Here is a 14,312-nt window from a genome sequence, read left to right on the forward strand (position 1 = left end):
TGCAGAGGAGTGATTGTCAGATGAACCAAGTAATTTCCTTTGTCGATGAGCAGGAGGTAGTACGTCTGACCCAGGAGCTGGTGCGTATCGACAGCGTGTACCGTCCTGAACTGCCAGGAGCGAATGAAGAGCGGGTAGCCCTTTTTGTAGCCGATTACCTGCGCAATATGGGGATGCAGGTATTTTACGAAGAGGTGGTGCCTGGGCGGCCAAACGTGATTGCCATTTACGATTCGGGCAGACCGGGAAAAACGCTTTTGTTCGAGGCTCACACCGATGTGGTTACCGAGGGAGACAGGGATGCCTGGAGCTATGATCCGTTTGGAGCGAGCATTTCCAAAGGCCGGATCTACGGCAGAGGATCCTGCGATACCAAGGGAAATCTCGCGGCAGCCATTTGCGCGGTCAAGGCGATCCAACGCTCCAAGCAGGCGTTCACGGGCAAAATTCTTTTATGCATCCCTTGTGACGAGGAAGGCATGATGATTGGTATCAAAGATTTCATTCGCCGCGGCTGGGCCAACAACGTGGATGCGGCAATTATTTGCGAGCCGGAAGAAAATCAATTGTGCATCACCCAAAAAGGAGCAATGCGCGCAATCCTGCGAACCTATGGGAAAATGGCGCATGGGGCTATGCCGCTGACAGGGATCAATCCGAATACGCGGATGGCCAGAGCGATCGTCGCACTGGAGGAGCTGGAGCGCAAGGAAATGGCCCGTCTGGGACAGCATCCGATGCTTGGGTGGCCGAGCATCACGCCGACGATTCTGCAAGCTCCAGTCAAAGGAGATGCGCAGATCAACGTGGTTCCGGATCAGTGCATGACGACCCTCGATATTCGCACGGTACCCGGCCAGGACCATGATGAACTCCATCGAGAGATGACTGCGATTCTGGAAGAGCTGGGCCGCCATGACGACAAGTTCAAGGCCACGCTGGAAGTGATCGAGGAGCGTCCTTGGACACTGACAGGGATGGAGGAGGAGGTCGTGCAGGCTGTGGCAAGCTCTTACCAGGAGATCACCAAAAAGGAGCCAATCTACAATGGCGTTCCTGGCGCGACTGACGGCACGTTTTTGCATAAGGCAGGAATTCCGATCTTGACGACTGGGGCAGGTGATCGTCACATTCCGCACCATGCCGATGAGTATGTCGATATTGACCAGCTAGTGGAATCGACCCAGCTGTTCGCTTTGTCTGCGTTGACCTTTTTGACCCAGCCGGTTCGTGCATAATGCATGTCCAATACCCTGTCCGTGATCGGTGGGGTATTTTTCTTTCCAAAAACTTGCTTACTCTATCCAATTTTTTTTATACTAGCAGAAGATTTAGCTCCATACCTGATACATAAAATGAATGGAATCGAGAAAAAGGGGGCTAGCGCCTGTGAATATGCGCTGGGATTTGGATGTTCTGTACACATCTTTTGATTCGCCAGAATGTCAACAAGATTGGGATAAATTGTGCCGTGAGATGGAACAGGTAAAAAGCTGGGCCGGGGAGCAGCTGCAAACGCAAGAAAACCCCATTGCCAAGATCGAAGGGTACATCACCAAGATGACTTCCATCTTGCAAACACAGACTCGCCTGTACAGTTATGCGGAGCTTACAGCAAGCGTCGACGCGAAAAATGAAAGAGCGCTGCAGTTGGTTGAGCGGATCCAGAATCAGTCTGTCGAGCTTGTCGAACCGAACGTGCAATTTCAAAAGTGGCTGGGCGAGATCAGCAATCTGGACGAATTGATCGCGCAATCCGAGCTGCTGGAAACCCACCGTTATATGCTGACAGAGCTGTCTGAGAAGAGCAAATATATGCTCAGTGAAAAAGAAGAGATCATTCTCGCCAAAATGAAGAATACAGGCTCCAATGCCTGGACCAAACTGCAAGAAATGCTGACCTCCACATTGCTGGTGGATGTGACGATCGATGGCGAGGCAAAACAGCTGCCTCTGCCTGTCGTTCGCAATCTGGCGTATGAAAAGGATGCCCAGCTGCGAAAACATGCATACGAAGCAGAGCTGGCTTCCTACAAGAGGATCGATGAAGCCTGCGCTGCAAGCTTGAACGGGATCAAAGGGGAAGTGATTACGGTAGCCAAGCTGCGCGGCTACGAAAATGCACTGGACAAGACTTTGAGGGACTCCCGCATGGACAAAGAGACGCTGGATGCCATGCTGACAGCGATCCGCGAGAGCCTGCCCGTGTTCCACAAGTACTACAGCACCAAAGCGAAATTGCTCGGCCATGCGAATGGCAAGCTGCCGTTTTACGACATGTTCGCTCCGGTAGGTGAGGCAAACATGCGCTTCAGCTACCAGGAAGCACGCGATTTTATCGTGAAACATTTCGGAAGCTTCAGTGAAAAGCTGGCGAACTACGCGGCGCGTGCATTTGACAATCGATGGATCGATGCGGAAACCCGTGAAGGCAAAAGGGGAGGGGCTTTTTGCGCCAACCTGCACGTTGTAGGAGAGAGCCGCATCATGGCGAATTATACGGGCAGCTACAATGACGTGAGCACGTTGGCCCATGAGCTCGGTCACGGCTATCATGGGGATTGCCTGGTGAACGAAGCCTTTTACAACAGTGATTATCCGATGCCGATCGCGGAAACGGCATCCATCCTGTGCGAAACCATCATCGCCAATGCAGCGCTTGCGCAAGCGACGCCGGAAGAAGCTTTCGCCATTCTGGAGAACGACATTTCCGGTTCCGGCCAAGTCATTGTCGACATTTACAGCCGCTTCCTGTTTGAGTCGGCGCTGTTCGAACGCCGTGAAAATGGCTCGCTTTCCGTCAACGAGCTGAAAGAACTGATGCTGCAGTCGCAAAAAGCCGCGTATGGAGAAGGCCTCGACGCAGATGCTTTGCACCCGTATATGTGGGTGTGCAAGCCGCATTACTACAGTGCGGATTACAATTACTACAACTTCCCTTACGCATTCGGTCTGCTGTTTGCAAAAGGATTATACGCAGTATACCTCGAGCGGAAAGAAGCGTTTGTGGAGCAGTATGATCAATTGCTTTCCGTCACCGGTAAAATGAGCATCGCGGATGTAGCTGCAATCATGGATGTGGATGTGCGTTCGGTTGATTTCTGGCGCAACTCACTGTCTTTGATCGCCAAGGATATCGATACGTTTGTGGAGCTTGCTTCCAAGCGATAAGCAAATCACGATCTGAAAAAACGTCCAGTTTCCATCTGGGCGTTTTTTTGCGCATAGCGAAGAACCTGCTAGGAGAAAGTAAGAAAAACAAATGAGGTGATTACGTGGTGAACGGACTGCAGTTGCTGGACCTCCTGCGGGAGACGGAGAACAAAATGCTGCATTTACATAGAGCCATAGACAAAGTAAGCAGCGAACCAGACTTCAAAGAGACGGTAAGCGTGTTGACCGTTGTCGTCAGAGATTATCAGCTTCAGCTCGACAAGATGAAACAGGCGCTGGGCGCTTTGGAAATCAATACAAGCCAACCACAATCATCCCAATCTTCACAAGCACAAGGGACTCATTAAACAAAAAAGAAAAGCAGCTGCCGTCTGTAAAAAACAGAAACGTAAGCTGCTTTTCTGCGTAGTAACTGTTACCTATTGAAAATCAAGGTAGCGTTTGACGCCGTAGAACGGATAGAGCTTGTGCATATACTCGACTTTTCCGAAGCGTACGTCATCTCCGTTGGCATGGACAATCATGCCATTGCCCATATAAATGGCCACATGGGATACACGTCCTTTTCCAAGCGCATCGTAAAAGAGGAGATCCCCTGGCTGAGCATCCTCCAAAGATATTTTCTTACCGCTTTGGAATTGTTCTTCGGAGGTGCGAGGGAGAGTGACACCCAGCTTATTGAAGACATACGAAGTAAAGCCGCTGCAATCAAATCCGCTGGTTGTCGTGCCGCCCAGTACATAAGGGGTTTTCAGCAAAGGCGAAATGACCGACTCCAGGCGCTGTAGGCTGGCTTTATCCACATCTCCAGAGAAATCAGGGAGATCCGAAGTCGCAGCGGTGCTCAAGTATTCAGAAGATACATAGGCGCGTTTCTCATCCTCATACTTGATTTTCGTCCATTCATCACCTGGTTCCACGATTTCCACGGTGTCTCCGTAGTGAAGCTTGCCGAGAATTTTACCTTCCAGGGAAGGGGATCTGCGGACATTCACTACATCACCCGTAATGCGGGCTTTGTGATCGGATAGTTCAGGCTTTTCGCCAGCATCCTCTTGCTTGGGAGGTGCAACCAAATCTGGCGGCGCATCGACTGCCCCAGCAGAAGGGCTGCCAATCCCTGCCAACGAAAGTGTCTGACCAATGGCCAGTCGATCTGTATTCAATTGATTCACTTGCATAAGTTGGCCTACCGTGGTCTGATGCTCACGAGCGATTTTGCTCAACGTATCACCTGCTGACACCACATACACCGGAGAGGCGGCGTGGGCAGCAGTAGGCAGCAGAGTGAAGAGGGCGAGGAAGGTGATCAGCCTCGAAGTATGTTTCATGTCATCGTCTCCACCAATCTACTAAATTCTGCATATCTAGATAAAATTCTAGCGGATTTTGCTTGGTAAATCTATGAAAAAATAAGTGAAACAAAAAGTTTTTAAAAACTATTGCATTTTAAAATCGAATCATGCTATATTACAAGAGTCGCCGCGAGCCAAAGCGCGAAACGGCGGGAACAAAAAAGCATGGAGCTGTGGTGAAGTTGGAGTTCACGCCGGTCTGTCACACCGGAGGTCGCGGGTTCGAGTCCCGTCAGCTCCGCCATTTTCTCCCAAATGTTTCATTGGAGAAAGAGGCTGTCCAAAATAGTAGTATTGTGCCGGTATAGCTCAATTGGTAGAGCACCTGACTTGTAATCAGGGGGTTGTGGGTTCAAGTCCTATTGCCGGCACCATTTTTTTCTTCATATGCGGTCATGGCGGAATTGGCAGACGCGCTAGATTCAGGTTCTAGTGGTGGCAACACCGTGGAGGTTCAAGTCCTCTTGACCGCACCATACAGACGAATACGATTGTCTTTCTTGAGCATGCGGTCGTGGCGGAATTGGCAGACGCGCTAGATTCAGGTTCTAGTGGTGGCAACACCGTGGAGGTTCAAGTCCTCTCGACCGCACCAACTTTCGCATTCTCTTGTGGATTTGCCCGACATCTGTCAGGGCTTTTTTTATTGTGTTCAAATACTAAAGAATCCCATTATCAAGAAAAGTGAAACTTTCACTTACAAAAAATAATTTACTTACATATAGGTTAGTCTTCCTGTAAAATGAACAGCAAAGACAGGAAGGGGATAATCCACGATGATGATAGAAGTATTTCAGGATACGGTTTGTCCTTGGTGCCGTATCGGCAAAAAGCACCTGCTGGATGCGATCAGCCAATGGCAGGGTGAGCCGATACAGATCCAATACCGTACGTACCAGCTTGACCCCCATACACCGAAGAGCGGGCTGCCCTTCTGGGAGACCATGGCTGCCAATAAAGGGGGCAGAGCTGTTTTTGAGCAAATGTCTCAGCATGCGGCTCGTGCGGGAGAAGCTGCCGGACTCGCGTTTCACTTTGATCGGGTAGAGTATTGGCCAAATACACTGGCCTCCCATACGCTCATCAAGTGTGCTCCGGAAGCGGAAACGACCAAAGCGGTGGAGGCCCTTTACAAGGCGTATTTTGAAGACGGAAAAGACATCGGAGATACAGAGGTGCTGGTTGCGATTGCCGAGGAATTGGGCTTGGATGCTGGAGAGGTACGCAAGGCGATCGAGACAGATGCAAAGCAAGAGGAAATCGCAGAGGATCTTGCACGTGCACGTGATTTGCAAATTTCGGGAGTACCTTTCTTCGTCATAGACAACAAGCTCGCATTGTCAGGCGCACATCCACCCGAAAACTTTCTGAAAGCTTTTCAACAGGCACTCGAAACTGAGTAATAAATCGTTCTTTCGTCCCTGAAACCGCCATCTCGCTGGCGGTTTTTTTAAAGAAAAAATACATGTCCAACATTTGCAGGTTGATGTTGGCTTTCCAGGTGCGTTAGAGTAGAAATCGACCACGATGCAGCTAGTGTCGACAGCTATGAATAAGTGAGGGAACCAATGATGAAAAAACTAGCTTCTTTGGCCTTTAGTGTCGTAGCATCTATCATGTTGATTGCTGCGGTAGCGCCTGTTACGCCAGTCTTTGCAAACACTCCCACGGACCAGGCCAATCCGCTTTCGCCTGAGGAAATTCGTGAAAAATACGTGGACAAGATGGACTTGAAGTCAGAGGATGTCTTGGGCTTTTATTATACGACGATGAAGGGGAGCTCGGATGCTCGCGTTCATAACATCAAGAAGGCCGCAAAAAGACTCAATGGGGAGATGTTGGATCCCCACGAAACCTTTTCCTATAATCAAACAGTAGGTAACTCCAACCTCGCTGACGAAGGCTGGCGACAAGCCGGAGTGATCGTGGGTGGACAGCTGGTGGACGGTTACGGCGGAGGGATTTGCCAGGTGTCCAGCACTTTGTTTAATGCAGTCACTGATGCAAAAATGACAGTGACGGAGCGTCATTCCCACAGCAAGAGAGTCGGCTACGTCCCGGTCGGTATGGATGCGACTGTTGCTTACGGCTTTATGGACTTGCAGTTTGTGAATCCATTCGATTTTCAAGTGAAAATCAAAGCGAAAGTATACGATGGTGATAAGGTCGTCATCGCAATTGTTCGGGCGTAAGGAAAATTGAATCGTCGACTTGGAAACAGGAAAGAGCCTCATTTTCTAGAGGAGCTTTCCTGTTTTTATTTGGATACAGATTGGAATACGTGGAGCAAAGGCTCCGCAGTAAGCCAGAAGTACCTGTGTTTTTTGATCCAATTTGAAAAAACGGGACAAAACAGGGCATTTCAAATGGAAATGTACAAGGGATCCATTCATAAATGTAAGGGTGCAGGACCATACTGGTTGAAAAAGGGAGGTGCACCGCCATGTTTGTTCAACTGACAGGAGAACGAGATAACCTGACCGTCATTGTGATGGGGGAGCCTCTAGCAGGTCGACTGGATGGATCCTATTTGCTTCCTGGAAGGCTGGTGAAAGCTCTCAAGCCGGAAGATTTGCCCCCGGATATACCTTTCATGCTGGAAGGATCCCTTCCCTCTGGATACGGATTTTACCGGGAGGATTCAGTCGTGTTTCGAAGGGAAAAAGACCCGGGCTCGATGTGGATCTCCGTGACATCCACATATCAGGCGCAGGAGTGGGATGGATTGTTTCCGCTAGAGGCCACTCTTTTAGCCCGCAAGCAAGTCCTGGATCAGCACAAAGAATTTGTCGCTGTGGAATATGAGCCCGGTGACGAGGCTTCCACGATCCGCTATGAATTTGGCTTGGCGCCAAAAGAACCGATTGACTTGGAGTCCGCTCTCGAAGCGATATGCGATACGGTGTTTGAAGTCGAAGCACGTGGGAATGCCAGATTGTGGCCCCGGGCAGGAGGGCAGTTTGGCGAGCTCTAAACCCTATTGCGCAGCCAATCCACCATGATATAGTAAAAAAGAAGAATGGCAGACAGGCGTTCGCGCAAAAGGAGAGAGACGATGGACCAGATCCGGAACATTTATTGTGTGGGACGAAATTACAAGCTGCACGCAGAGGAATTGGGCAATGATGTGCCGACAAAGCCCATGATTTTTAGCAAGCCGACGCATGCTTTGATTGAAGCGGCAGGAGGGGAAATCGAGCTTCCAGGAAGTCGGGGAGAGCTGCACTATGAAACCGAGCTGGTCATTCATATTGCCCGTCCTTACGAGCCTAGGGCAGCATTGGAGCAAATCGTGGACAAAATTGCGCTTGGGATCGATTTTACCCTGCGTGACGTGCAAAGTGAGCTGAAAAAGAAAGGCCATCCCTGGCTGCTGGCAAAGGGGTTTAAAAATTCAGCGATATTGACCTCGTTTCACGCTTTTCCAGGACTGGAAGCATGCTTGAAAACTGATTTTACGCTGTTGAAAAACGGCGAGCAGGCTCAGCGAGGGAATATTGGCAATGTCATTTTTGATCTGATGACGTTGATACAGTACATCTCAGAGAATTTCGGGCTGGAAAAAGGGGACGTGATCTACACCGGTACGCCAGAAGGAGTAGGTCCTGTTTCCGACGGCGATGTTCTGACCTTTTTGTGGGGACAAGAAAAATGGGGTGAATTTACGGCTCGACTTCGCTAGGAAACGCGCATTCGGACTACCATGAAAAAAGCCAGCTTCTGCCTGATCGTGACAGAAGTTGGCTTTTTTTCGGCTTTTGCCTGTATGAGAAAGCGATTCCGGGACATGCTGGTACATTAGCCCTAAAAGGCTGCAACCGTACAGTTTTCCTCTGGATTTCCAACTAGTCCAATGATACCAAATTCGTTATTGGTAAATTTTACGGTCTTATCCTCCTGTTTCCTCCTAAGGTAATCTGTCGTTGTACCCAAACAACGGGTGCCACAACATAACAAGGAGGAAAAGAAAGTGACGAAACGAGATTGGGTCATGAAGTCAACAGTAGCAGTCATGCTGAGTACGTCCCTGTTAATGGGTGGTCATATTGGACAAGCACAAGCCGCGACCACGACTTATGCGCAACAAACGAAAGAGGTATCCTCTATCGCCAAATCCTTGCTGGGAAAACCGTACAAGTACAAAGCAACTGGTCCGAGCCAATTTGGGTCGGCGGAGCTCGCTACTTATACGTATAAACAGGTTGGCGTGAAAATTGGAAGCACCATCAGCAGTTTATACAAAACCGGAACAAAAGTAACGTCTCTGAGCAAAGTGGAAGCAGGGGACCTTGTATTCTTCTCCTCAAACGGATCCGGAAGCCCTACATTCATGGGAATATACATAGGTAATGACCAATACGTCTATTCTTCTCAAGGTGAAGGCGAGGTCGTACTGAAGAAGCTCTCCGATTATAGCAAGAAGTTCCTGGGTGCTCGACGCGTATTGGAAGAGTCCTCTGACAATTCATCCAATTCTCCCGTAGCACCAGCATCTGATCTTGCGAGCAAAGTGATCAAAATCGGTGAAAAGTATATGGGTACCCCATACAAATACGGATCCAGCAAAGACACCACCAAAACTTTTGACTGCTCTTCGTTCACCCAGCGTGTCTTTAAGGAAGCGGGCATCACTTTGCCGCGAGACTCCCGCCAGCAGTCCACTGTGGGCACAACCGTCTCCAAGAAGAACCTGCAAAAAGGGGATCTGCTCTTCATGAAGGCGTCTGTCAACAGCTCGTCCGATCGCATCACCCACGTAGCCATCTACGCAGGCAATGGTAAAATCCTGCATACGTACGGCAGCCCAGGTGTTACTTACTCCAAGTTTGACGGCACCAACTGGGAAAAACGCGTCGTGAAAATCAAACGTGTCATCTAAAACGATTGAATCTTGCCAATTTGGTGTTAAAAAGGCTCTCTTGCTTCTGCAGGGGGGCCTTTGTCCTATTGTAATGTATGACGCAGGAAACACCTGGTCGTTACAAGAAATAGGGTTGGCAAATGTTTCATAAGCGGGTAAAAATTTTTTGCGAAATCGTCTTTCAAGAGGAAAAATTGCAAAAATGTCGAACTGATAATTCTGTATATCTAAAAAAAGCGGAGGTGTGTCGTGTGGAATTGAACATACCAGAGATTTATAATTTTGCTGCACAGGTAGATGAGTGGGCTGCGAAAAACCCTGAGAAGCGAGCCGTCTGGGAGCTGGATGAGAACGGAGCCGAGCAGATCCTGACGTATGAGGAGCTGCGCCGCTACTCCAATCGGATCGCAAATGGACTTTGCTCCATTGGGATCACCCAGGGAGACAAGGTGTTGGTCCTGGTCCCTCGTGGAACGATCGCATATGGTGTATACCTAGCTCTCTTGAAGGTAGGAGCCGTGATCATGCCAGGCTCGGAGATGCTTCGTTTTAAAGATATCGAATACCGCGTCAATCATGCAAAAGCCAAGGCAGTCATCGCTTTTGATGGCATCCTGGGTGAAGTGGAGCCGACGCGTGGACAATGTGAGTCACTCAAGCACTACGTTACCATTGGTGAAACCAAAGAAGGATGGATCAGCCTCGCGCATTTGCTGGAAGATCAAGAAGAGGAATTCGCATGCGCCAAGACGCGCTCCGATGAGCTTGCCTTCTTGTCGTACACTTCTGGCACGACTGGGGGACCAAAAGGCGTCATGCATGTACATGGATGGCCAATCGCTCACATGGCGGTAGCTGCGGCACAATGGCTGGATGTGAATGAAGGGGAAACGGTGTGGGCGACAGCTGGACCCGGCTGGGCGAAGTGGATTTGGAGCCCCTTTGTCTCTACGCTCGGAATGGGAGCGACCGCATTTGTCTACAAAGGGAGATTCGGAGCCGAAACTTATTTGAATATTTTGCAAAAGTATCCGATTTCGGTTTTGTGCGCGACTCCGACCGAATACAGACTGATGGCGAAAGTATCCGATTTGGAGCAATACAAGCTGCAGGCTCTTCGTTCAGCATGTTCAGCAGGCGAACCGCTCAATCGGGAGGTCATCGATACGTTTCGCCGCGTGTTCAATCTGACGGTGAGAGACGGCTACGGTCAGACGGAAAGCACGCTCCTTGTGGGTACTTTCGTGGGCATGGAGCCTAAGCCCGGATCGATGGGCCGGCCATCCCCTGTCGTGCGCATTGCCATCATCGATGAAGAAGGCACGGAGCTGCCGACAGGAAAAGTCGGGGACATCGCTATCGACCGCAACATGGTAGCCCTCTTCAAAGGGTATCTGGACGATCCGGAGCGCACAGCAAAAGCATACCGAGGCGATTGGTTCGTGACAGGAGATCAAGGGCGCATGGATGAAGACGGTTACATCTGGTTTGAAGGTCGCTCGGATGACATCATTATTTCGGGCGGATACACGATCGGCCCATTCGAGGTAGAGGATGCACTGGTGAAGCATCCTGCAGTGGCCGAGTGTGCAGCAGTGGCGAGTCCCGATCCGGAGCGCGGAAGTATCGTGAAAGCATTTGTCATCCTGAAAAAAGGGAACACGCCTTCTGACGAACTGGTAGCAGAGCTGCAGGAGCACGTGAAAACATTGACGGCACCCTACAAATATCCGCGCAAAATCGAGTTCGTGGAGGATCTGCCGAAAACCACTTCCGGCAAAATCCGAAGAATCGAGCTGCGCCAAGCAGAAAAAGTACAGCATCCGCAATCGTAATGGGACGTCTTACGGAAATGTAAGGTTCCTGTAAGTGGATTCGATGGGAGTCGCATCGATCTTCCCCTACAATGAGTGTCAGAAGCAAGGTAGGGGGAGTGCATCATGAATCACGTTACAGCGTCGGCTGCACATAAAGCCGAACCTCTCATTGAAATCAAGTCTTCCGATATAGAAAAAACTACAAAGCGAACTTGGAAAAGACAATTTCTGGCCGTAGTCGTGCTGCTCTTGGTAGCGATTCTGTCGGTGCCCGCAATGGCTGCCTGGGCCGGGAACCTATGGATTGATCAAAGCAAGCTGGACCATGTCGAGCAGCTGGCGACTGGCGCATACGTCAAGCTCGATGATATGCCGGACTATGTTTGGAAATCCTTTGTTTCCATCGAGGATCACCGATTCTGGAAGCATCACGGAGTTGATTTTTTCGCTTTTGGACGGGCCGTTTGGACAGATATTCAGGCAGGCTCCTACGCGCAAGGGGCGAGCACCATTTCCATGCAGCTTGCGCGTAACCTGTTTTTGACGCAAGACAAGACGGTGCTGCGCAAAGCCAAGGAAATCGCGATCGCTTATCAGCTTGAGCAGCGCTACAGTAAAAAGGAACTGCTGGAAATGTACCTGAATGTCATCTATTTCGGACATGGACGTTACGGAATTGGCGCAGCAGCCCCTTTGTATTTTGGCAAAACCAGCTCAAACCTGACGTTGGGAGAAGCAGCGATCCTCGCTTCCCTTCCGAAAGCACCAGAGACGTACTCGCCGCTGAATCACCTGCAAAAGGCCAAGCAGCGTCAAGCTGTGGTGCTCGCGCGAATGGTCGAGCTGGGCGTCATTACAAAAACGCAAAAGCTGCAGGCACAAATGGAGACAGCCCCCATTGCGCCGGCATCCTGATTCATAAAAAACTTCTCTGTCGCCAGGCAGGGAAGTTTTCTTTGTTCGCGAAAAAAGGTAGTCGGGCGTATTTAGATCCCGCCGACATTCTCCAAAGTGCTCCTCGCGAGCAAGCAGTGGGAAAAAGAAGGGATGGATCCTGCCTCCATCCTCGCCTTCTATCCGATCACTGTGGATATGCGTTATGTTAATACACCTGTGGACGTCATACCTTTTGGGAGTACAGGGATGGATGGCATCCACTATGGTTTTTTGACCGATTTTGGTTCCATCCCCGATCTGGAACACGCACCTGTTGTCTGCGTTAGCCCCATGGATTTTGATCAGCCCACGCAATTGATCGCACGCAATTTCCGTGATTTTTTAGCGGTGAACCGGAAAGACAGCCCTCTGTTTTACAACCACTTCAAAGATGAACGATCCTATGAGCTCAAAAAGCAGGAATGGGCAAGGGAGCACGAATCTTTTGAAAAGGAACACCCGCCTGACCCGGAGGAGGAGCTAGCGCATCAAGCGGCAAGGGATGCACTTTATGAGGAGCTGTCTCTGCCCGACATCACCAATTCCTTCACTTATATAGAAGAAATACGAGCGGAGCGCAAGCAGCACACCGCGATCCCTACAATGGATCAGTTGGGAGTCATTGATCGAAGTCTTCCTTCCGCAGAGCAGAAAAAAGAGTCGGGATGGAGCGGGGACGCTGATCTTCTGAGGGAGTATTTACAGACTGCTTCCTACGGGGAGAAGCTCGCTGTGTTTCGGGATATGACCCTACGTTCAGATGCCTTGTTTGACCCGGGACTGCGCCAACTGCTGATCGCTGAACTTTTGGCAACCGGTTTAGCGGATGAAGCGCAGCGTCTCAGATTCCTAGACTGAAAACTACCCATTGGTATGGGTAGTTGTTGGTGGTTCCTTATGTCGTACGATTGACTGCCTTGCTCAGAGCATCCTCCAAGACATGGGCATACTGCATCGTCGTTTCGATTTTGGAATGTCCCAGCTGGGCTTGAAGCTGATGCGGATCAGGATTCAGACGCAAAAACTGGGTGGCAAAGCTATGGCGCAGCTTATGTACGGACAGATCGGGAATGCCAAAGGCTTTCGCGTATTTTTTGACCAGCTTTTGCACGGAGCGCACTTCAATCCTGTGCCCATGGGGATTTGCGGGGGAAACGGCGAGAAAGACGGCGTCCTCCTGAGTGGATGGCCGGTACTTTTCACGGGTTTGCAAATAGCGTCCCAGGAATTCCTTTCCCCAGTCACTGAAAAAGGGCGCGTCTTCTTTTTTTCCTTTACGGACCATCTTCAACTGGTTCTTTTCCAGGACAATGTCTGATAAATTTAAACTGACGATCTCCGACACCCGAAAGCCGCCTGACAGGATCATGGCAACAATGGCAGTATCACGGTCCCGGTTTTGCAAATGGTATTGCTGTTTTTTCGTCGTGTGACAGTGGGAAAGGTACCCGTTGTAGACGAAATCGACGAACTGGTAAATCTCATCATCAATGAGGATCTTGGCCCGGATGGCGTGAGCACGGGCTAGGGGAGTCAGCTCCGTGGTTTCCACTTCGATCTTGGCCAGTACGTTTCGGGTTAAGTACGATTCGCCGTGCTCGTCTTCTGCGAGAGCAGATAAATAATGAAACAACGACTTCAGGCTGGAGATTTTTCGGCTGATCGTCCGGTCGCTGTATTCCTTTTTGGAGCTTTTGGTCGGATTGGTTAAGACTGCTGATCGTTCGTAAAGATGAGATTCCTGCAGATAGAGGATGTAGCTTTCGACGGTTTCCTTCTTTAATTCGTTTAAATCTGACAAAGGAATTTCTCTAATATCTGCAGCGGCAGTCAGCCCCTCGGTCATCATCCAGCGAAAGAAAAAGGAGAAATCGCGCAAGTAGCCCAGCAGCGTAGACGGCGAATTTTTTTTGGCCTTTTTATGCTCGATGAACTTTTCTACGTACCATGGATAGGCACTGATGGATTGCAAAAGCTGCAAGGCGTCGCGCTGCTTGGTCACGGACATGCTAGCACCACCAATCGAAATGAAATGGTATACGAACATATATTCTAGCAGAAACAAATCCTTCTGGGAATTAGAAATTGCACTATAGACAAAGGTACCGAGTCAAGGTATAGTGAAAGTGTACATATAAATCGTAATCATTACGTTTTGTCAAAAGAGGA

Annotated in this window: 13 protein-coding genes and 4 tRNA genes; 15 read left to right on the forward strand and 2 right to left on the reverse strand. The window is 49.8% G+C overall.

Going from position 1 to position 14,312, the window contains the following annotated elements:
- Positions 1-20: 20 nt before the first annotated feature.
- From JNE38_RS13300 to JNE38_RS13310, 3 genes are all read left to right on the forward strand, one after another.
- Positions 21-1,238: a M20 family metallopeptidase gene (locus JNE38_RS13300; protein WP_203356984.1), complete on the forward strand. Its 1,218-nt coding sequence runs from the start codon at positions 21-23 to the stop codon at positions 1,236-1,238.
- Positions 1,239-1,389: 151 nt separating this feature from the next.
- Positions 1,390-3,171, forward strand: coding sequence for a M3 family oligoendopeptidase (locus tag JNE38_RS13305; RefSeq protein ID WP_203356985.1), 1,782 nt, complete (start codon positions 1,390-1,392; stop codon positions 3,169-3,171).
- A 104-nt stretch (positions 3,172-3,275) separates the two neighbouring features.
- Positions 3,276-3,521, forward strand: coding sequence for a hypothetical protein (locus JNE38_RS13310; protein WP_203356986.1), 246 nt, complete (start codon positions 3,276-3,278; stop codon positions 3,519-3,521).
- A 72-nt stretch (positions 3,522-3,593) separates the two neighbouring features.
- Here JNE38_RS13310 and JNE38_RS13315 read toward each other — a convergent pair whose 3' ends face one another.
- Complete coding sequence (locus JNE38_RS13315) at positions 3,594-4,505, reverse strand: C40 family peptidase (RefSeq protein WP_203356987.1); 912 nt, start codon at positions 4,503-4,505, stop codon at positions 3,594-3,596.
- Positions 4,506-4,696: 191 nt separating this feature from the next.
- On the opposite strand from JNE38_RS13315, the gene JNE38_RS13320 reads away from it, so the two are divergent.
- The 12 genes from JNE38_RS13320 (at position 4,697) to JNE38_RS13375 (ending at position 13,001) form a co-directional block, all read left to right on the forward strand.
- Positions 4,697-4,773, forward strand: a tRNA-Asp gene (locus JNE38_RS13320).
- A gap of 54 nt (positions 4,774-4,827) precedes the next feature.
- Positions 4,828-4,903 (forward strand) — tRNA-Thr (locus JNE38_RS13325).
- A gap of 15 nt (positions 4,904-4,918) precedes the next feature.
- A tRNA-Leu gene (locus JNE38_RS13330) sits at positions 4,919-5,005 on the forward strand.
- Between the two features lie 32 nt (positions 5,006-5,037).
- A tRNA-Leu gene (locus JNE38_RS13335) sits at positions 5,038-5,124 on the forward strand.
- A gap of 181 nt (positions 5,125-5,305) precedes the next feature.
- Positions 5,306-5,932: a DsbA family oxidoreductase gene (locus JNE38_RS13340; protein WP_203356988.1), complete on the forward strand. Its 627-nt coding sequence runs from the start codon at positions 5,306-5,308 to the stop codon at positions 5,930-5,932.
- A 165-nt stretch (positions 5,933-6,097) separates the two neighbouring features.
- Positions 6,098-6,721 carry a VanW family protein gene (locus JNE38_RS13345; protein ID WP_238933638.1) on the forward strand — a complete coding sequence of 208 codons (624 nt, stop codon included), beginning with the start codon at positions 6,098-6,100 and terminating at the stop codon, positions 6,719-6,721.
- Positions 6,722-6,972: 251 nt separating this feature from the next.
- Positions 6,973-7,503, forward strand: coding sequence for a hypothetical protein (locus JNE38_RS13350; protein WP_203356989.1), 531 nt, complete (start codon positions 6,973-6,975; stop codon positions 7,501-7,503).
- An 81-nt stretch (positions 7,504-7,584) separates the two neighbouring features.
- Entirely contained in the window at positions 7,585-8,211 is a 627-nt protein-coding gene (locus tag JNE38_RS13355; protein ID WP_203356990.1) for a fumarylacetoacetate hydrolase family protein, read from the forward strand.
- 288 nt (positions 8,212-8,499) lie between these two features.
- A complete protein-coding gene (locus tag JNE38_RS13360) occupies positions 8,500-9,408 on the forward strand; it encodes a C40 family peptidase (protein WP_203356991.1) in 909 nt (302 codons plus the stop codon).
- 233 nt (positions 9,409-9,641) lie between these two features.
- Positions 9,642-11,225 carry an acetate--CoA ligase gene (locus JNE38_RS13365; RefSeq protein ID WP_203356992.1) on the forward strand — a complete coding sequence of 528 codons (1,584 nt, stop codon included), beginning with the start codon at positions 9,642-9,644 and terminating at the stop codon, positions 11,223-11,225.
- 105 nt (positions 11,226-11,330) lie between these two features.
- The gene (locus tag JNE38_RS13370; RefSeq protein WP_203356993.1) at positions 11,331-12,122 is read left to right on the forward strand and encodes a transglycosylase domain-containing protein; all 792 of its coding nucleotides are present in this window, start codon (positions 11,331-11,333) and stop codon (positions 12,120-12,122) included.
- 132 nt (positions 12,123-12,254) lie between these two features.
- Positions 12,255-13,001, forward strand: a complete 747-nt coding sequence (locus JNE38_RS13375) for a hypothetical protein (protein ID WP_203356994.1) — start codon at positions 12,255-12,257, stop codon at positions 12,999-13,001.
- 37 nt (positions 13,002-13,038) lie between these two features.
- Here JNE38_RS13375 and xerS read toward each other — a convergent pair whose 3' ends face one another.
- Positions 13,039-14,151, reverse strand: a complete 1,113-nt coding sequence (gene xerS, locus JNE38_RS13380; protein ID WP_203356995.1) for a tyrosine recombinase XerS — start codon at positions 14,149-14,151, stop codon at positions 13,039-13,041.
- Between the last annotated feature and the right edge of the window lie 161 nt (positions 14,152-14,312).

The sequence above is a fragment of the Brevibacillus choshinensis genome (assembly GCF_016811915.1).
Taxonomy (GTDB): Bacteria; Bacillota; Bacilli; order Brevibacillales; family Brevibacillaceae; genus Brevibacillus; species Brevibacillus choshinensis_A.